The 18,499-nt window shown below is 60.2% G+C and carries 16 protein-coding genes and 1 riboswitch; of the genes, 5 read left to right on the top strand and 11 right to left on the bottom strand.

Annotated features, from left to right (window positions below; translation table 11 throughout):
• Window positions 1-60: 60 nt before the first annotated feature.
• Genes H8L67_RS09545 through thiC form a run of 3 tightly spaced genes read right to left on the bottom strand, consistent with a single transcriptional unit; the run spans window position 61 to window position 3,640 of the window.
• The gene (locus H8L67_RS09545; protein WP_220379610.1) at window positions 61-993 is read right to left on the bottom strand and encodes an aspartyl/asparaginyl beta-hydroxylase domain-containing protein; all 933 of its coding nucleotides are present in this window, start codon (window positions 991-993) and stop codon (window positions 61-63) included.
• Window positions 994-1,026: 33 nt separating this feature from the next.
• Window positions 1,027-1,743, bottom strand: a complete 717-nt coding sequence (locus H8L67_RS09550) for an ion channel (RefSeq protein ID WP_220379612.1) — start codon at window positions 1,741-1,743, stop codon at window positions 1,027-1,029.
• Window positions 1,744-1,762: 19 nt separating this feature from the next.
• Window positions 1,763-3,640 (bottom strand): phosphomethylpyrimidine synthase ThiC, encoded by a 1,878-nt coding sequence (gene thiC / locus H8L67_RS09555; protein ID WP_220379613.1) that lies wholly within the window; start codon window positions 3,638-3,640, stop codon window positions 1,763-1,765.
• Between the two features lie 41 nt (window positions 3,641-3,681).
• A riboswitch (TPP riboswitch) is annotated at window positions 3,682-3,773 on the bottom strand.
• A 173-nt stretch (window positions 3,774-3,946) separates the two neighbouring features.
• On the opposite strand from thiC, the gene H8L67_RS09560 reads away from it, so the two are divergent.
• A complete protein-coding gene (locus H8L67_RS09560; protein ID WP_220379615.1) occupies window positions 3,947-4,591 on the top strand; it encodes a protein-L-isoaspartate O-methyltransferase family protein in 645 nt (214 codons plus the stop codon).
• 14 nt (window positions 4,592-4,605) lie between these two features.
• Complete coding sequence (locus tag H8L67_RS09565) at window positions 4,606-6,045, top strand: TolC family outer membrane protein (RefSeq protein ID WP_220379617.1); 1,440 nt, start codon at window positions 4,606-4,608, stop codon at window positions 6,043-6,045.
• Here the strand turns inward: H8L67_RS09565 and waaA are convergent.
• Window positions 6,017-7,312 (bottom strand): lipid IV(A) 3-deoxy-D-manno-octulosonic acid transferase, encoded by a 1,296-nt coding sequence (waaA, locus tag H8L67_RS09570; RefSeq protein ID WP_220379619.1) that lies wholly within the window; start codon window positions 7,310-7,312, stop codon window positions 6,017-6,019. The genes H8L67_RS09565 and waaA overlap by 29 nt on opposite strands.
• A gap of 62 nt (window positions 7,313-7,374) precedes the next feature.
• Here waaA and lpxL point away from each other — a divergent pair, with 62 nt between their 5' ends.
• A complete protein-coding gene (gene lpxL / locus H8L67_RS09575) occupies window positions 7,375-8,280 on the top strand; it encodes an LpxL/LpxP family Kdo(2)-lipid IV(A) lauroyl/palmitoleoyl acyltransferase (protein WP_220379620.1) in 906 nt (301 codons plus the stop codon).
• Here lpxL and H8L67_RS09580 read toward each other — a convergent pair.
• From H8L67_RS09580 to H8L67_RS09605, 6 genes are read right to left on the bottom strand one after another with little or no spacing between them, the layout of a single operon-like run.
• Complete coding sequence (locus H8L67_RS09580) at window positions 8,268-9,041, bottom strand: glycosyltransferase family 2 protein (protein ID WP_220379622.1); 774 nt, start codon at window positions 9,039-9,041, stop codon at window positions 8,268-8,270. The two genes, lpxL and H8L67_RS09580, sit on opposite strands and share 13 nt — an antisense overlap.
• A complete protein-coding gene (locus H8L67_RS09585) occupies window positions 9,038-10,351 on the bottom strand; it encodes an O-antigen ligase family protein (RefSeq protein WP_220379624.1) in 1,314 nt (437 codons plus the stop codon). Before H8L67_RS09585 ends, H8L67_RS09580 begins: the two co-directional genes overlap by 4 nt.
• Window positions 10,326-11,444, bottom strand: coding sequence for a glycosyltransferase (locus tag H8L67_RS09590; RefSeq protein ID WP_220379625.1), 1,119 nt, complete (start codon window positions 11,442-11,444; stop codon window positions 10,326-10,328). Before H8L67_RS09590 ends, H8L67_RS09585 begins: the two co-directional genes overlap by 26 nt.
• Window positions 11,445-11,453: 9 nt before the next feature.
• Window positions 11,454-11,651 (bottom strand): zinc-finger domain-containing protein, encoded by a 198-nt coding sequence (locus H8L67_RS09595; protein ID WP_220379627.1) that lies wholly within the window; start codon window positions 11,649-11,651, stop codon window positions 11,454-11,456.
• A gap of 33 nt (window positions 11,652-11,684) precedes the next feature.
• Entirely contained in the window at window positions 11,685-12,392 is a 708-nt protein-coding gene (locus tag H8L67_RS09600) for a pirin family protein (protein ID WP_220379629.1), read from the bottom strand.
• Complete coding sequence (locus H8L67_RS09605; RefSeq protein ID WP_220379631.1) at window positions 12,389-12,979, bottom strand: malonic semialdehyde reductase; 591 nt, start codon at window positions 12,977-12,979, stop codon at window positions 12,389-12,391. Before H8L67_RS09605 ends, H8L67_RS09600 begins: the two co-directional genes overlap by 4 nt.
• 86 nt (window positions 12,980-13,065) lie before the next feature.
• Between H8L67_RS09605 and H8L67_RS09610 the strand changes: the two genes are divergently transcribed.
• On the top strand, window positions 13,066-14,034 hold the full coding sequence (locus H8L67_RS09610) for a mitochondrial fission ELM1 family protein (RefSeq protein ID WP_220379632.1): 969 nt from the start codon (window positions 13,066-13,068) through the stop codon (window positions 14,032-14,034).
• On the opposite strand, the gene glnE is transcribed toward H8L67_RS09610, so the two are convergent.
• Complete coding sequence (gene glnE, locus H8L67_RS09615; protein ID WP_491546934.1) at window positions 13,982-16,786, bottom strand: bifunctional [glutamate--ammonia ligase]-adenylyl-L-tyrosine phosphorylase/[glutamate--ammonia-ligase] adenylyltransferase; 2,805 nt, start codon at window positions 16,784-16,786, stop codon at window positions 13,982-13,984. The two genes, H8L67_RS09610 and glnE, sit on opposite strands and share 53 nt — an antisense overlap.
• 78 nt (window positions 16,787-16,864) lie before the next feature.
• On the opposite strand from glnE, the gene H8L67_RS09620 reads away from it, so the two are divergent.
• Window positions 16,865-18,481, top strand: coding sequence for a phytoene desaturase family protein (locus H8L67_RS09620; protein ID WP_220379635.1), 1,617 nt, complete (start codon window positions 16,865-16,867; stop codon window positions 18,479-18,481).
• Window positions 18,482-18,499: the final 18 nt, after the last annotated feature.

An 18,499-nucleotide genomic window follows, 5' to 3' on the forward strand; every position in this document is an offset into this window, starting at 1 on the left:
GTTTCGACTCGGCGGCTGAACAGTTGCCGGAGGTTCACCTGCATGAATCAGCCGCGCACCTCAGCGTCCGAGCGCGGGTTTTGCTATCCAAGCCGTCATGCCGGTGAACCATTGCGTTTGGTTGGCGAGCAGAATGCCCTCCACATTTGCCGGTAACGCTTCGATAAAACGTTGCAGGGCGTTGCGGTAAGCGTCGATTCCTTCGCCCGAGTCGCCATAGCGCGACCAAAGTCCATGCCAGTCGCGAATGAATTGGCGGCTTTGCATCAGGGCTTCGGCACGACCGGGTTGTTCCGGCGTGTCGTTGAACAGATCTTCGAAATGACAACGGATCTCCCACGGGGTCATGACCTTGGGGAGATTGAAGTGTTCACAATCCAATTGCGCGCGCTTGTTCGGATCGAAGGCGATAGTGCGCGGTTGGAAACCCGGCGCAGGCACGCCGTGTGGACGGCCTTGCGCAACCATGTGCCAAAAGCGACCGCCGCCCACGGAGTCGGCAACCAAATGGACGCGTCTGAGGCTTGAGTCGTTCAGCACTCGGTGGTTGCGCCAAGTGTCGAAGATCCAGCATTCGCCGGCAGCCATGTTGATGGCGGCATCGCCACACTCGAAGCGCACAGTGGGCTGCGTCACGATCGGTACGTGGATGCGCACGCGCTCCGCCCAGTAATAGCCCTGGTCGGTATGCGGCGTGACTTCCGCCTGGCCCTCCAAACGCATCAACCGACTGCGCCCCAAGGTCGCCCCGAAACTTTCCATGACTTGCATGAGGTACGGACAGGCCTCGAGCTCAGGCGTCGGCGCCATGCGCCCGGCAAAGCTTTCATCGGCCGGATTGCCGTTCGCCGCGACCAGCGGCAGCATGCTGTTTCCCGGAAATTTTGCCGGATGATCACGCCAAGGGGTTTCGCCCAACGCGTGGATTTCGTCGGCCAAACGCTGCGCGTCGAACAGCAGCGGTAGTTGAATGAAGGGCGCGGTCAGTTTCATCTCGAAGGCAAATCGTGGGTTTCGCGTTCGATTTTAGCCTTTGCCGCCGCCGAGGTCCTTGCGCCGGATCAAGCCGGCCAAACGTGCCAGCACCACGGCGAGGTACATCACCCCGTTCCACTGCTGGATGATGACCACCATTCGGGCCATGGGCGACTGCGGAAGGATGTCGCCGATGCCGGTGGCTGAAAAATTCGTGCCCGACAGATAAAGGAGTGCGACCCAGCTGAGCTCCGCCCCTTTCACGCCGTGCATGTCCGGCGGACCGATGAAGGCATGACGGTCGAACAACTGCATGGACATGAACAGCCACGCATAGCCCTCCACAAACAGCATGAATGTCGCGGCGGCCGCCCAGATTTCATCCAGGGTGGCGTGCTCGTCCTCCATCAGGTAGCCGATCAACGCGCTCGCCGCATAAAAATACGCGGCGGCATAAAACAAGCCGGCAGCGATCCCGGCGGTCGCGTTGGCGGTGCTCGAGTGATAAATCCACAGAAGCACCCCGGCAAGTGAGAGCCCCGCCGCCAAGATGGCACTGCGCGGTGATTGCCGCACCATCAGCAAGGCAATGCCCAGCACCCCGACACTGATGATGCTGGTGATGACGTGGCCGACCCGATTGCCGCCCGCCAGCGGATAAAGCAACACCGCCAGAAATTGCGCCGCCAATAACAAACGGCTCGGCTCATGGCGAATCCATCCGATGAAGTCGCGCAACCCCGTGGCTTGTCGTTTCAAGTGCTGCATCGCGTGATGTCCGGCGAACTCACTCTTGATGGTAAACCTGCGCGCCCGCTTCGCGGAACTCTTCCGATTTCGCCGCCATCCCCGCCTTCAAGGCCTCTTCTTCGCTGATGCCCTGCTCGGCCGCGTAATCGCGCACGTCCTGGGTAATGCGCATCGAACAAAAATGCGGGCCGCACATGCTGCAGAAATGCGCCGACTTGTGCGCCTCTTTCGGCATCGTCTCATCGTGATATTCCATGGCGCGCTCGGGATCGAGCCCCAGATGGAACTGATCCTGCCAGCGGAACTCGAAGCGCGCCTTGGAAAGCGCGTTGTCGCGCACTTGCGCACCCGGGTGGCCTTTGGCGAGATCGGCCGCATGCGCAGCGATTTTGTACGCCATGATGCCTTCACGGACGTCTTCGCGGTTCGGCAATCCCAAGTGCTCTTTCGGGGTTACGTAGCAAAGCATCGCGGTGCCGTACCAACCGATCATGGCGGCGCCGATGGCGGAGGTGATGTGATCGTAGCCGGGCGCGATATCCGTGGTCAGCGGGCCAAGCGTATAGAACGGCGCTTCGCCACATTCGGCAAGCTGCTTGTCCATGTTTTCTTTGATCAACTGCATCGGCACGTGGCCGGGCCCTTCGATCATCGTTTGGACATCATGTTTCCAGGCAATCTTGGTCAGTTCGCCCAAGGCTTCGAGTTCGCCGAATTGCGCGGCGTCATTGGCGTCGGCCAAGCAACCCGGACGCAAACCGTCTCCGAGAGAGAAGGCGACGTCATAGGCCTTCATGATGTCGCAAATGTCTTCGAAGTGGGTGTAGAGGAAATTTTCCTTGTGGTGCGCAAGGCACCACTTGGCCATGATCGAACCGCCGCGTGACACGATGCCGGTCACGCGTTTTGCCGTCAGCGGTACGTGCCGCAGCAACACACCCGCGTGGATGGTGAAGTAGTCCACCCCTTGCTCGGCTTGCTCAATCAAGGTGTCGCGGAAAATCTCCCAATTCAATTCTTCGGCACGACCATCGACCTTTTCCAAGGCTTGGTAGATCGGCACAGTGCCGATCGGCACCGGTGAATTGCGCAGAATCCATTCACGGGTTTCGTGAATATGTTTGCCGGTGGAAAGGTCCATCACCGTGTCCGCGCCCCAACGAATCGCGTACACCAGCTTTTCAACTTCTTCGGCAATGCCCGAGCTGACCGCACTGTTGCCGATATTGGCGTTGATCTTGGTCAGGAAGTTGCGACCGATGATCATCGGCTCGCTTTCCGGGTGGTTGATGTTATTCGGCAAGATCGCGCGGCCGCGGGCGATTTCGTCGCGCACGAATTCCGGGGTGATCAACTTTTGGATGTTGGCACCGAACGAATGTCCCGGATGCTGGTTCAACAAATGTGCTTCGCGTACCGCTTCCAAACGTTGGTTCTCGCGAATCGCGACAAATTCCATTTCCGGCGTGACGATGCCGCGGCGCGCGTAGTGCATCTGGCTGACATTGGCACCCGACGCGGCGCAACGCGGCGCCTTGCGATTCGGAAAACGGACGTGATCCAACTTCGCATCGTGCTCGCGGGCTTGCCCGAAACGCGACGTGATGCCTGCCAATTGCACCGTGTCGCCGCGTTCCTCGATCCACGCTTGGCGCAACGGCGCCAAGCCGGCCGCCAAATCAATGCGCACCGCGGGGTCTGAGTACGGGCCTGAGGTGTCATACACCGTCACCGGCGCATTGGCTTCGCCGCCGAACAAGGTCGGCGTGGTCGTCAAGCTGATTTCCCGCATCGGGACACGAATGTCCTCGCGCGACCCCTGCACATGGATCTTGCAGGAACCGGGAATGGGTCGGGTGACCGTTTCCGACAGTTCCTCGGTCTGGCGAATCAATTCATTGGGTACGGCATTCATGGCATTCGTCCTTTTGCGGGATCAAGACGAAGCGGTGGCACGAGCCGACCTATAAGCTTCCCTCCGCCGGCATCACCCGGATCAGGTTCAAAGGGTATGTCTCAACCGCGTACGCGGTACCCCCGCTTCAAGCCGCCATTTTGCCATGATTCGACGGTGGACCCACCGTTTCGGGCAGGTAGGCGCAGCCATGACTCTGGTCTGGTGACTTCCGGCACTCGGGTAGGTGAATGCCATCTGCCACCCTTGTCATCGAAATTGGACCCAACGCGTTAAAATTGTGTCCCCTCGCATTTCGGACTCCACATGACGATCGATTTCCGCCAGCTTCGCGAAAACATGGTTGAGCAACAGGTTCGCCCCTGGGAAGTGGTCGACATGCGCGTGCTCGAAACTTTGAATGCTGTACCGCGCGAAGCCTTTGTGCCCGAAGCCCAGCGCGCGCATGCCTATGCCGACACGGCACTGCCCTTGGGCGGCGGCGAATTCATGATGAAGCCGGTGATCGAAGGCCGCACCTTGCAAGCGCTGCTGCCGCAGGCGCATGAGCGCGTCCTTGAGATCGGCGCGGGTTCGGGCTACCTGGCAGCCTGCTTGGCGCGCCTGTCTGCCCATGTCACCAGCCTCGAAATCGACGGCGACCTTGCCTCGCGCGCGCGTGAGAACCTGACCGCGAACGGTTCAAACAATGTCGACGTGATCGAAGCCGATGCCATGTCTTGGAAAACCGACAAGACCTTCGATGTCGTGTGCGTATCCGGTGCAGTCAACGATCTGCCGGCACACTTCCAAGAATGGCTGGCACCGACTGGTCGTCTGTTTGTCATTCAAGGGCAGTCTCCGGTGATGGAAGCCGTCGTGCGCCACGCGGACGGCAAAACGGATTCGATGTTCGAAACAGATCTCCCCTACCTGAGGGGCGCCGCACCCGCGCCCACTTTCAAATTTTGATTCGAGGACTTTGCATGCGCCGCAGCAGCCTGACCCTAGCCATCGCAATCGCATTCGCACCGGGCTTCGCCCACGCGGATGACTTGCTTCAGGCCTACAACCTCGCCCGCAACTCGGATCCGACTTTCGCCGGTGCCGAAGCCAACAATCGCGCCGTCAAAGAAAATGCCGTGCAGGCGCGCGCCGCCATGTTGCCGCAAATCAGCGGCTCGGTGACCGGTAGCGCGTCGTCCTCGAAGTCGGATTCCGGCACGACCACGACCATTGATCCCAACACCGGCTTGCCGATCACCGTGAACGGCAACTCGACGACCAACTCGCGCTCTCTGAGCTCCGGCATCAGCTTGAGCCAAATGGTTTTCGACCCGGCGGCCAATGCACGCCTGCGCAGCGCACGCGCGAGCGGCAAAGCCAGCGACATGACGTTGAATGCCGCGGGCGACACGCTCATCACGCGGACGTCGCAGGCGTATTTCAATGTGCTGATCGCATTGGAAACCTTGAACGCGGCCGATTCGCGCGAAACCGCGCTGAAAAAACAATTCGACTTCGCCTCTAAACGCTTGGAAGTCGGCCTCGCCCCGATTACCGACGTGCACGAAGCTCGCGCGCAATATGACGACGCACGCGCCAACACCATTCTGGCGCGCAACGCCGTGGACGATGCCTACCAAGCGCTGCGTGAAATCACCGGCGCACCGGTCAGCAACCTGATGGCATTGCCGGACAACTTCAAGCCGTCGCTGCCGGCAGAAGGCCCGGTCGAAGCGTGGGTGCAACGCGCCTTTGAGAACAACCCGACCTTGGCGGCGCAAAAGTTCAATGTTGAAGCGGCGGAAGAAGGCATTGCCAGCGCACGCGCGGGCTACCTGCCGCGTTTGTACGCAAGTGCCGGTTACGACGTGCGCAAGAGCTGGACGACGAGCAAGTCGGCGGGCACATCGCGCAGCACCGATGGCATGAACGACGGCCCGTCGGTCGGTCTGCAATTGAGCGTGCCGATTTTCAACGGCGGCGCCACGGCGTCGCAGGTCCGCCAAGCGATCGCCCAGCGTGATGGTGCGCAAGATCAGATGGAAGCCACGCGTCGCGGTTTGGAACGCAATACGCGTGCCGCCTACCAAGGCCTGGTGGCCGGCATCAGCTCGGTCGAAGCACGCCGCTCGGCGTTGGAATCGGCGCAAGCGGCTTACGATGCCTCGTTGGTGGGTTTGGAAGTCGGTACTCGCACGGTCATTGACGTGCTGATCAACCAACAGAATCTGTTCAACGCAAAACAAGCGTACTCGCAGGCCAAGTACAACTTCCTGCAGTCACGTTTGGTGCTTGAACAATCCGCAGGCACTTTGAATGTGGATGATTTGGCCGACGTGAATCGCATGTTGACCGTCCCGGCCGAAAAAGTCGGCAAGATGGCACCGGCTGCTACGAACTCGAAGGCAAAAAAGAATTAATCGCTTCCAAGGTATTGGCCAAAGCGCCGCGTCCTTGCACCACCAGTGCATGCGCGGCGTTTTTCATACGCGTGCGTTCTTCCGGCGAGGCAAACAAACGCATCAACGCCGCTTCGAAACCGGCGACATCTTCTGCAACGATCATGGCATCCGCCTCGCGCATGCGCTGACTGATGTCGCTGAAATTGAACAGGTGCGGCCCGGTGATGATCGGCGTGCCGATGATGGCCGGCTCAAGCATGTTGTGCCCGCCGATGGGCTGCAAGCTACCGCCGACAAAGGCCACATCGGCAGCAGCATAGAACCGGCCCAGCTCACCCAAGGTGTCCAACACGAATACGGCGTCCTTTTGTTCCGGCCATTCGTTCGCGCTGCGCGTTGAAACGCGTAAGCCCTGTGCACGTGCTTGCTCCGCCACGCTTTTGAAACGTTCGGGATGGCGGGGCGCCCAAATCAGCAACGCATCAGGCCAACGCTGACGCAACTTGCGGTGCGCGGAGATGACGATTGTTTCTTCATCGGCATGGGTGCTCGCCGCAATCCACACCGGCCGCTGGCCGGCGTGATGGAGAAAGATCTGCCGCAGGGCGTCGGCGTTCTCCGGCGGATTGACGTCGAATTTCAAGTTTCCGGTGACGACCACGGCGTCGCGTCGCGCGCCGAGATGGAAGAAGCGCTCGCCGTCCGTGCGTGATTGCGCGCAGACACGACTCACCGTTGCCAGCGCGCGACGCACCAAGGCGTCCAAGACCTGATATCCGCGCAATGAACGTGCAGACAGGCGTGCGTTCAAGATGCAAACCGGCACGGCGGCATCGCGGCACGCGAACAACATGTTCGGCCAGAGCTCGGTTTCCACAATCAATCCCACGGACGGATTGAAATGCGCGAGGAAGCGACGCATGAAACGTTTGAGGTCGTAGGGCAAGTAGACGTGTTCGACACGATCGCCCCACAGGGCTTTGACCCGAGCCGAACCGGTCGGCGTGATCGTGGTGATGACGATGCGTTGTGCATCCGTGCGATCCAGCAGCTTTTGCACCAACGGCGCAATGGCATTGACTTCACCCACAGAAACCGCATGAACCCATATCGGCGCAGGCGACACGGTTGTCGGGTAACGCGCATAGCGTTCACCCCAGCGTTGGAAGTAAGCCGGCTGACGAAAACCGCGCCACACCAAGTGATAGAGCGTGATCGGCAACAGCACCACCAAGACCACGGAATACGCGGCCCGAAGGACACGTTCGATGGGATCCCGGCTCATCGCACAAGGATAACAACCGGCTCGTCACCACGGCGTGCGAAATGCAAATTAGACTTTCAAGCATGACCGATCTGCCGGACACCCAACTGCCATTGCATTTGTTACCCGCTTGGTTCGGCCTTGCGATGCTCAGAGGCTGCGGCCGGATGTCTTGGCCGCTCCAAAAGGCGCTCGGCGCCTTAGTGGGCACCTTGGCCTTTCACCTGATGCCCGCCCGCCGCCGTGCGGCCGAGATCAACATTGCGTTGTGTTTCCCGAATCTTGCAGCGAGTGAGCGCGACGCACTGGTGCGTGAAAGTTTTCGCGATCTCGGTATCGGTCTGTTCGAATTTGCCCGCGCCTGGTGGGGCGATGCGGAACGCTTCAAACGCACCGTGACGATTGAAGGCTTGGAGCACCTCAAGGCTTTGCAAGCGCAAGGCAAAGGCGTGTTGCTGATTTCTGGCCATTTCATGACCTTGGAAATGTGCGGACGACTGTTGTGTGATCACGTTGCTTTGGCCGGCATGTATCGCCCCTATCGCAATCCGTTGATGGAGCGCGCCGTGATGGAAGGACGGCTTCGCTATGCCTCGCATATGTTCGGCAACCATGAAACGCGCGCGGCACTACGCCATCTGAAAAAGGGCGGATTCCTTTGGTATGCCCCCGACCAGGACATGCGCGGCAAAGAGACGGTGTTTGTGCCGTTTTTCGGTGTGCCTGCCGCCACCATTACCGCCACGCACCAGTTCGCGAAAATCAGCGGGTGTGCGGTAGTGCCGTTTTTTCATCGCCGTGAAGGCGACCGCTATGTATTGCGGATTGCACCGCCGCTGGCGAACTTCCCGAGCGAGGATGTTGTCGAAGACACCGCCCGGGTCAATGCCGCGATCGAAGCCATGGTGCGCGAGGCGCCAACACAATATTTATGGATCCATCGCCGATTCAAACGGCAACCGGATGGTGTGTCGCGTTACAGCGCCTGATCGCGCGCGGATTTTTGCCGGGCTTCATGGACCTTGGCGTACTTCAAGAACGCATAGAAAGCGTGGGTGCGTGCGGCAAAAAATCCCGCCCAACCGTTTAAGAAGTAGCGCTTTCCGATATACATTTTCAGGAACGCGATCCACGGATAGAAGATCAGACGCGCGGCCATGAAACGTTTTTGTTTGCGTGCCGAATGCGCGACCAATCCGGATGAATAGCGATTGATTTTTTCCACGCGCACTGCCAACTCCGGCTCGCCGAAATGCATGAATCGCGCGTCCAGATCACGAACTTGCCCGTTGACCTCGGGTGCAGCATGCACCGGAACGGCATTCATCGCACCGGCCGATTTGTTGAACAACCTGAGTTGCCGGTTGCCACGTGTCCCCGGTGCGGGCCACCGCCAAAACAGCCATTCGTCGCGAGACAGACGATAGCCCTCGGCATCCGGTGCCGCCAGACGATCCCGAATGACCTCGGCAGCGCCCGGCGCCAAAAACTCATCCGCATCCAATAGCAAAATCCACTCACCGACGCATTTGTCGATAGCGGATTGCTTCTGCGGCCCGTAGCCTTTGAAAACTTCAATAAACAGCTTTGCATGGTGCGCCTCGGCAATGGCTTGACTGCCATCGGTCGAACCCGAATCCAGCACCACCAATTCATCGCAAAACGCCATGCTCGCCAAGCAGCGATCCAGCGTTTCCGCGTTGTTGAAGGTCGTGACGACGCCACTCAACATCGGCTGCGAAGCGCTCATTCGGCGAGTTCATCCTTGGCCAGCAAACTGCCGGCGTAGAGGGCGACCAGCAACAAGGCGATGCCGCCCCAAAACGCCGAATAGAACGCCAAGTGGGTATTCAACGGAAAGAACGTCACTACGACGGCCCACATCGCAGGGCACGCGTGCTCACGCGCATCGGCCTGCGCGAAGCGCCATGCCCGCCATGCCAGTGCGATGCCCGACAGCCATAGCAACAAACCGATCACGCCGGTTTCGCTCAACACTTCCAAGACCCATTGATGGGCGTGCAGTGCCGGCCCTTGACCCCATGCGGGTTTCACACCGGGCTCGGGATCGCATGCCGGAAATGCTTTGCGGAAGTCGCGCGGACCGACGCCGTTCACAGGATGCGATTCGATCATGCATTCGGCCGCGCCCCAAATGCGAGCGCGTCCTGCCAATGCGTGGTCCACACCTTCTTCGCTCAGCGTGACCGCAGACCGCGTGCGCTCGATGCGTTGTGCCACTTGCGGCACGGTTTGGCTCAAGACGAACAGTGCCAACACGCCGAGCGCGAAGGTGGCGGTCAATCCCTTCCAGCCCAAAATGCGCCAGCCAGACAACAACAGGACCAAACCGAATGTGATCCATGAGGCGCGAGAACCGGCCAACAAGATGGCGATGCCCAATAGCGCGGCCGTCAAGAACCATCCGGGCACGCGCGCGCGTTGGTGTGCAAGGTGCAAGGCAAAAGGCGACAGACTGGCCAAGACAATGCCGAGCTTCAGATTGCAGGGTCCGAGTACGCCACCGATGCGATCGGCGGCCGCGATTTCGGCATCGGTACACATCGGCTTGTGTTCGATCAACACCTTCAAGGCGTTCAACGCGCGATAACCCGGACTTTCACCCAGCAAGGCTTGAATCAACGCGTCCACACTCCACACGATGACGAGGATCCCGATCCCGGTGAATGTCGTTGTCCGCAATCGCTTGTCGGCCACTGCAATGGCAGCTAGCCATAGGAATGGGAGGTAACGCAGGCCGGCAAAGGTGCGCTTGAGCGCATGAACATGATCACTGGCATCCACCGACGCGATCAATTGCGGCGTCCAATAGGCAAAGAACAATGTGGTGGTCAACGCCCAAGCGGGCGCACTGAGCAGCTGGGATCCGCCGCGGAATCGCACCAGTGACAGGCGGAAGATCGTGAACAATGCGCCCAGCGTGAGCACGGCTTCCGCCACACCCGGCGCAGGCAGCAACGCCACGTAGGCCAGGACCCACCATGGCGCCCAGCGCCATCCGGTTGATTGCAGATCAGTTTGTGTGTTGGAGGTCGTCATACACTTCGAGCGTAGCACTCTGCATGGATCCGAGATTGTAAGGAATCGATGCAGGGGGTTGCGGCGGCGCCTTCAAGAATGACAAGGCCTTGTGCGTGAGCACGTCTGTCGCGAAGCAAGGCACGGCACCTTCGGGGAAGATCGACTGAAAGATTTCGCCGACACCACCATGATCCCAGCCGAGCACCGGCACACCCACGCTCAACGCTTCGACCACGGTTCGGCCGAAACTCTCGGGCTTGCGAGACAGTTGCAAGACCAGATCACTGGCGGCATAGGCATCCGCGACATCAGCTACCGGTGGCGTGATGATCACTTGCTCTGCCACGCCGAGTGTTGCAGCCAGTGTTTCCAGCTCTGCGATGTAGCCTGCCCTTTTCGGATCTTCTGCGCCAGGCATCCACAACACGGCGTGTAAGTTGTCGGCTTTCAGGTGTTGAACCAATCGGATCGCATCTTCGTGGCCCTTCAATCGGGTGCCGCGACCCGGCATCAAGATGAGCGGTCCGGCCTGTGCCAAGCGTGGCCAGCATCCGGAGAATCGCGCGCGCGCATTGCGGTCTGTCGCGGCTCGGCGCGGGAAGGCCGCCACACTGATGCCTCTTGGAATCACGACCAACTTGCGCGCGTCTGTCTGCGGATAGTGCTGCAACACGTAAGCCTTCACCGCATTCGATACACAAATGACCCGCTCGCCGGCGGTCATGATCCGGCTGTATCGGGAGGGCGAGTTGAGTCCGTGGACGGTGGTGACGAAATGGGGCGGCGTCTTCATACCGCGCAGCGCCAGCCATGCCAACCAGGCCGGAATGCGTGAGCGCGCGTGAACGATGTCGTAGTCGGCAAACAATTGACGCAAAGTGCGCACATGCCGCAGTACGGCAAGCGACTTCCTGCCAATGTCCAAGGTGATGTGACGGGCGCCAAGCGCCTCTAGCCCTGTGACCATCCGCCCACCGGCGGAAACGACCGTGGCTTCATGCCCAGCGGCGATCAGCGCGGCGGCAATTTCCAGCGTTGATTTTTCCACGCCCCCGGCATCAAGCGCGGGCAGCAACTGCAAAACACGGAGTGGCTGCTGGCGTGCGTTCAAGCGCGCGTGTCAGTCAATCAACTTGTATTGCGCGCCGCAGTAGGGACAGCTGACTTCGCCGCCATCGGCCTCGATCGGCAGGTAGACGCGCGGGTGTGCGTTCCACAAAGCCATTTCCGGCATCGGGCAGCTGAGCGGCAAATCGGCGCGTCTGACTTCATGCACTCGCGGCGCTTGCGGATTCGATGTGGCGTTCGATTCGGACATGGGGATCAGACTGTGCTCGAAAACGCTATTTTATCAGGACGGCATGTCGAACAGGATCAGTTCGGCATGCGTATCCGAGATGAACGCAAGAATGTCGTCCGCACCGTCGATACCAAGGCCGTCGCCTGCCTGCAAGGGCGTACCGTCCACGGTGAGACTGCCACGAGTGACTTGTACCCAAAGTTTGCGATTGGCAGCGGCCGTGTAGGCCAGCGACGCACCGGCGTCTACGGCGGCGCGTAGAACATTGGCGTCTTGGCGGATCGGCAGACTGCCGTCACGGCCCTCGGGCGACGCCACCAGCAACCATTGACCCGTGACCTCGGGCACAAAGCGCGCCTGGGCGTGTCTCGGCGTGGCATTCACACGATCGGGCTGGATCCACACCTGCAAAAAATGCACCGATTCGGTGTCCGACCCGTTGAATTCACTGTGCTCGATGCCGGCGCCGGCACTCATGCATTGCACATCACCCGCTGACAAATCGATTCGGGTGCCGAGGGTGTCGGCATGGGCCAATTGACCTTCGAGCACGAAGCTCAGGATTTCCATGTTGGCGTGGCCATGGGTTTGAAAACCCTTGCCGGGCTGGACCCGATCTTCATTGATCACGCGCAAGGGACCGAACCCCATCCATGCCGGGTCGTAGTAATGCCCGAATGAAAAAGTGTGCCGGCTATCCAGCCAACCGGCGGACACCCGTCCACGCTCTCCGCCGGGTCGCAGCACGCGCGTACTCATGCGATTTTGCACGCCTCGTCAAAACGCAACCGCGGTGAACGGGCGAAGATCGCTGACGGATCGCCCTTACCCAAATTGATCAGGAAGTTCGAGCGGATGTGCGTGCCTTTGAAGAAGGCTTCGTCCACCATCGCATTGTTGAAGCCTGACATCGGGCCGCAATCCAAGCCCATCGCGCGCGCCGCCATTATGAAGTAGCCGGCCTGCAGCGTGCCGTTGCGAAATGCCGGGATGAACCGGTTGTCGCGCTCGCCTTCAAACCACGCCTTGGCATTGGTATGGGGGAACAACTGCGGCAGCTTTTCATGAAAGTCCATGTCATATGCGGCAATGACCGTCACCGGCGATGCCATGGTCTTTTCACGATTGCCTTCGTCCAATGCCGGTTCGAGCAGCTTTTTCGCCTCCGCCGATTTCACGAAAACGAATCGGGCCGGAGAGCCGTTCGCCGCTGTCGGTCCGAATTTTGTGAGTTCGTAGATCTCTTGCAGCTGCGCGTCAGTGATCTCGCCGTCGAGCTTGTTGTGGGTACGCGCTTCGGTGAAAAGCTGCGCCAAAGCGGTTGCGTCCAATGCGTTGAATGTCATGTTTCCTTCCGGAATGATTGATACCTTGAACAAGTGTAGCTTCGACGACGGGAAAACAAGGGGAAATCACAGTATTGTGGTCGCGCATGTCTCAGTTCCTTCCCTGTTTCGCCTTGCATGACGGCCGCGCTGGCAATGTGCGCCAAGCGGAGGCGCTTGCGCATTGGTTGAGCCCGGTTTCAACCTCGCTGCAATTGGATAGCCATGCGCCCTGGCGCTGGCTTGCGCCGCGACGATTGCCGGGCGCACGCCGCGCCTTCGGATCCGCACTGGCGGCGCTGCCGACCGATCAACGTTGCCTCGCCATTGGCTGTGGGCGGCAAGCGGCGTTGGCAACGCGATTGTTGCGTAGCGAACGTGTTTGCAGCATCCAGATTCTGGATCCGCGCATTGACCCGCGTCACTGGGACCTTGTTGTGGTACCTGCGCACGACAACTGCCGCGGCGACAACGTGATTGTCATGCTTGGCAGCTTGAACGCCATTGACGACGCCTGGCTGCAAGCCCACCGGGATTCGGCACCGGCGTCGATATGTAGTGGTGGGTCGCTGTGCGCGCTGTTGGTCGGCGGCCCCACCACGGATACGCCGTTCGAACTGTCGGACGTGATGCAGGCGATCAAGCAAATCCGCATCTCGATGGATGGCGAACTCTACATTTGCACGTCGCCACGCACGCCGATGGAGTGGTTAGAACCAATTCAAACGATCGCCAAGCGGGAGGCGGCGCAAGCATGGACCTCGCCGAAGGACGGGGCCAATCCCTACGCGTCTCTTCTCGCCTGTGCGGACCACATTGTGTGCACCGCCGATTCAGTCAACATGCTGTCGGAAAGCTGTGCCACATCGGCGCCGGTAGAGTTCATTCCGAGTAACGGACGTCATGGACGCGTAGCCGACTTCGTCACCTCGTTGGTGGACATGCAGCGCGTGCGTCCGCTGGGGAGTGCACTTTCGCTGAACATCACACCGCTACGCGAATCGGCACGGGTCGCGGCCGAAATCAGCCGTTTTCTGGGTTTACCTCTTCAAACACCCGCGCCCACGTCTGTCTGACGATGTCACGTGCGCGTTGCAGCGCGTCGTCTTCGCTCACGATCCGTTTGCGACGGTCGAGCATGCATTGCAGTGCACGCGTCGAAAGAATGTCATGCGCTTCTTTCAGATGCGTGCCGCAAGCATCCAACGCGCCGATGTCCGACAAGGCCGAAATCAACGCGGTGCTGCGCGTCCAACCAGTGAGCGCCGGCTTATGCCCGGCGTGAACCAGCACCAGCGCCTGCAGGATGAATTCAATGTCGACCAGTCCGCCTTCGCCTTGCTTCAAATCAAACAGGGCGCCGCGCGAACGATCCAATTCGGCGCGCATGCGCGAACGCATCTGCGCGACGTCCTGCATCACCTTTGATGCGTCGCGCGATTGCCGGAGGATGTCGGCACGCACCTGGTCGAAGCGTGCGCGCAAGCCGGGCGTGCCGGTCAACGCGCGAGCGCGCACCAAGGCTTGATGCTCCCAAGTCCAAGCACGCTGGGCTTGATACTCCGTGTAACTCGACATAGTGGAAACCAACAAGCCTTTGGCACCATCGGGACGCAGACGGACATCCACGTCATAGAGACGTCCCGCTGCAGTCGGTGTTTGCAACAAGCTGACGATTTTTTGGGCGAGCCGTGCATACCATCGCGCAGCATCCAGCGGACGCGTGCCGTTCGATTGCGCGTCGGCCGCCGCGTCATACAAGAACACCAAATCCAGGTCGGAACCGAATGCCAACTCTTCGCCGCCGACACTGCCATAGCCGATCACCACGAACTCACCGCTGGCCACCGTGCCATGCATGCGCGCCATGTCTTGCTGTGCCAGGACGACGACGACTTCCAGCACCGCATCGGCAATCCACGCCAAGGCTTGACTGGCATGGCTCGCCGTCAGTCGTCCATCGAGCGTGGCCAGCGCAATGCGAAAGCTCAACATCTGACGAAGCTCGTTGAGGTCTGCCAGTGCGCGCTCCGTGTCATCCGGATGCGCCGCGACCTGCGCGAGGCACTGTGCCACCAGCTCGTCGCGCGTAGGAAACTCGTCCGCCGCGCGCGCGTCCAACAATTCGTCGAGCAGAATCGGAAAATTCGCCAAGCGTTCGCCGAGCAACGCGCTCCGCCCCAGGATGTCTACCAGTCTTTGCAGTGCCGCCGGTTGCTCGTCCAACAAGGCGAGATAACTGCTGCGACGCAAGATGTTGCCTAGCAAGGTGATCATTCGCGTCAGCGCAACATCAGGGGCCGTTGCCGCGGCGCTGGCTTCAATGAGGGCGGGCATGACGCGATCCAACCGGCTACGGCTTTGGGCCGTGGCGGTCTTGACGCCGAGGGATTGCGCGAACCTGCGCAGGGCGTCATCGGCGGCGTCTGCATCCGCAAAGCCCGCGGCAGCCAGAACGGCGGCGTCACCGTCATCCGGCAGCTCCCGCCAATAGGTCGAGATATCACCGGCATCCTCGGCTTTTTTGCGGGTCCCGAGCAATCCTGAGAAATGTTTGCTAATGACCGCGCGTGCGTCCGCTAGTGCCATCTCGAACTGTTCGGTGTCGTTGAAATTCAAGCCGGTTGCGAGACGGTAACGACCCGCGGCGTCTTCCGGCAAGGCATGCACTTGCGCGTCGTTCCGCATTTGGATGCGGTTCTCGACCTTACGTAAAAACAAATAGGCGGCAAGCATCTCCGCAGCATCATCTGTGGCAACCAAGCCGGCGTTCTTCAAAGCCGCCAAGGCGGTCATGAATCCTCGCTGTTGCAACGCGGGCGTTCGTCCGCCGCGAATGATCTGCAGTACTTGCGCAAAGAACTCGACTTCACGGATGCCGCCGGGCCCGCGTTTCACATCATCAGCCATTTCCTTGCGCGCGACTTCGGCGTTGATCATCGCCTTCATTTCGCGCAGACCATCGATAGCGCCGTAGTCGAGATAACGTCGATAGACGAAGGGCCGCAGCAAACGCGAGAAACGCGCACCGGCTTCGAGATCGCCCACCACGGCGCGCGCCTTCAGCCAGGCGTAGCGCTCCCAATCGCGCCCTTCGCGCTGGAAATATTGCTCTAGCGCACCGAACGACCAAGCGACGCGACCGGCGTTGCCGTAAGGACGCAGCCGCAAGTCCACGCGATGGCTGAAACCCTCCGGCGTAATCTCGTCGAGCAACTTCGAAAACTGCTGGCCAAGTCGCGCGAAATACTGCTCGGCCGACAAAGGTCTTGGGCCGTCACTCTCCCCTTCCGCTTCATAGCCGAAGACGATATCGATGTCGGAAGAGAAATTGAGTTCGCCGCCGCCGAGCTTGCCAAGGCCGAACACCACTAGGCGTACCACGTCGCCTGCAGGTGTCCGCACCAGACCGTGTCGCGACGCCATGACCGATTCCAGATGCGCCAAGGCGATGGCCATGCAGCGCTCGGCCAACCGGGTACTTTCGCGCAGTGTGACAACCGTGTCGTCCAAGGCAAACACGTCGCGCCAGATCAGACGCACGGATTCGTTTTGTCGCAGCCGACGCAAACCGATTTGTACGGCGCCGGTGTCAGCCGCTTCTTCTGCAGCGAACTCAAAGGCCGCGGCACCATCGTCGGCCAACAAATGTTGCAACACCTCCGGGCGGCGTTCAAAAACGTCCATGGCGAAATCACTGACCCGGGCGATTTGCGCAAGCTTGGCGATGGCGGTCGGGTCCAATGGGATCGACGCCCGTTCACATGCCGCCACAACGCGTTTGCACGTGGTCTCTATGGCAGCGTTGAGTTCGGTCGACACGTGCATGGCATGGCGGATTTCTGGCGTCACCCATGATAACCAGCCGACGGCACTGCATAATCCGGAAACAGGCGGCGGAACTTCATGGCGACGAGCACACATAGCGACATTTTGATTTTGGGCGGCGGGCACAACGGCTTGGTGTGTGCCGCGTACCTGGCCGCGGCAGGGCTCTCGGTGCGCATTCTTGAACGACGTGACATCGTCGGTGGCGCCGCCGTCACCGAAGAATTTCATCCCGGCTTCCGGAATTCCGTCGCGAGCTATACGGTGAGCCTGCTGAATCCGAAGGTGATACGCGACCTTCGCTTGGCAAGCCACGGCTTGCGCATCGTCGAACGTCCGTACGCGAACTTTTTACCCCTGCCTTCAGGCGGCCACTTCAAAGGCGGTCAACACACCGAAGCGGAGTTGCAGCGTCACTGTCCGGGCGATATTCCGCGCTGGCACGCCTATAACGCACGCATGGATCGCATCGTCGCGGTACTGCGCGAAATCGTTCACATGACACCGCCGAACATCGGCGACCGCATCGCCTTCGCCGACTGGCTCCGCAGCGCGTCGTTGGCGCGCAAACTCAAGCACCTGGATCTCGGCGCGCGCCGCGATTTGTTGGACATGTTCACCAAATCGGCCGGCGAGTTGTTGGATGACTACTTCCAATGCGAGCCCTTGAAGGCGATTTTGGGTTGGGACTCTGTGGTGGGTTCATTCAATAGCCCCTATACCCCCGGATGCGCGTATGTCTTGTTGCATCACCTCTTCGGCGAGGTCAATGGCAAAGCCGGGCAATGGGGCCACGCCATCGGCGGCATGGGTGCCATCACCGAAGCGATGCGCAAAGAATGCGTCGCTCGGGCTGTGCAGGTGGAGACCGGTGCGGCGGTCGCGCGCGTGCTCGTGCGCAACGGCCAAGCATTCGGCGCAGAGACGGTGGACGGACGCCGATTTGAAGCGAGCTGTGTGGTCTCCAACATCGGTCCGAAGCCTTTGTATCAATCCTTGATCGAGCCGCAGCATTTGTCCGATGAACAACACGAACGCATGCGCCGCTATCGCGTCGGTTCGGGCACCTTCCGCATGAATGTCGCACTGAGCGAGTTACCGGATTTCAGCGCAATGCCGGGAACAACGCTTCAGCCGCACCATCAAACCGGCATCTTGATCGGGCCGTCGTTGGCGTATTTCGAACAGGCTTTCGTCGATGCGAAGACACGCGAACACAATCCGGGCTGGTCGCGCGCGCCGATCGTCGAGCTGTGCATTTCGTCTGCCTTGGACGACAGCCTGGCACCGCCCGGGCAACACGTCGCGAGCCTCTTCTGCCAGCACGTGGCGCGGGAAGTGACGGATGGTTGGGATGCGCACGCGCAGACGGTGGCCGAGTTGATGATCGACACCGTGGATGCCTATGCACCGAATTTCAAACGCAGTGTGTTGGGCATGGATGTGTTGTCACCGTTGGAACTTGAACGGCGAATCGGCTTGGCCGGCGGCGATATTTTCCACGGCACCTTGGGCTTGGATCAGATGTTTTCGGCACGTCCGTTGCTCGGCCAAGGCAACTACCGCGGCGCTTTGAAAGGCTTGTATCTCTGCGGTGCGGGTACGCATCCGGGCGGCGGCGTCACCGGCCTGCCCGGTCGCAACGCCGCGCGCGAAATATTGAAAGATCTGAAACGGCGTCCTCGCCCCGATTGAGCAACACCTCTGCCGCGT

This window comes from Lysobacter soyae (assembly GCF_019551435.1).
Classification (GTDB): Bacteria; Pseudomonadota; Gammaproteobacteria; order Xanthomonadales; family Xanthomonadaceae; genus Solilutibacter; species Solilutibacter soyae.